The organism is Zavarzinella formosa DSM 19928, from assembly GCF_000255705.1.
Taxonomy (GTDB): Bacteria; Planctomycetota; Planctomycetia; order Gemmatales; family Gemmataceae; genus Zavarzinella; species Zavarzinella formosa.
In genome coordinates, this window is sequence record NZ_JH636468.1 from 670 (window position 1) to 928 (window position 259).

Annotated in this window: 1 protein-coding gene; it reads right to left on the minus strand. The window is 66.4% G+C overall.

Features of this window, described 5'->3' with window-relative positions:
- Window positions 1-259, minus strand: a 259-nt coding sequence (locus BGIM_RS65505; RefSeq protein WP_040892548.1) for a hypothetical protein, incomplete at both ends; no start/stop codon positions are given.

Consider the following 259-nt stretch of genomic DNA (forward strand, 5'->3'; position numbering starts at 1 on the left):
TTGGTTGCCGAGAAACTGCTCCAAGTGAAAGATCGCCGGCGCGGTGCTTTCGTCGAAGAGGAGGTGGACGTTCGTCACGCCGATTTCGAGAAGAGCCTCGTCCAGTTCGCCGCGCGGCTCGGGCATGAGGTCGGCAGGGTAGGTGAGACAGACCTCGCTGGTGCCGCGGATGCCCGGGGGCGGGGTGCCGCGGCCCTTTTCGATCAGGCAGCCCCACGCGGCCTGCAACACTTGGAGCGGCGTGACGTCGACGCCGACT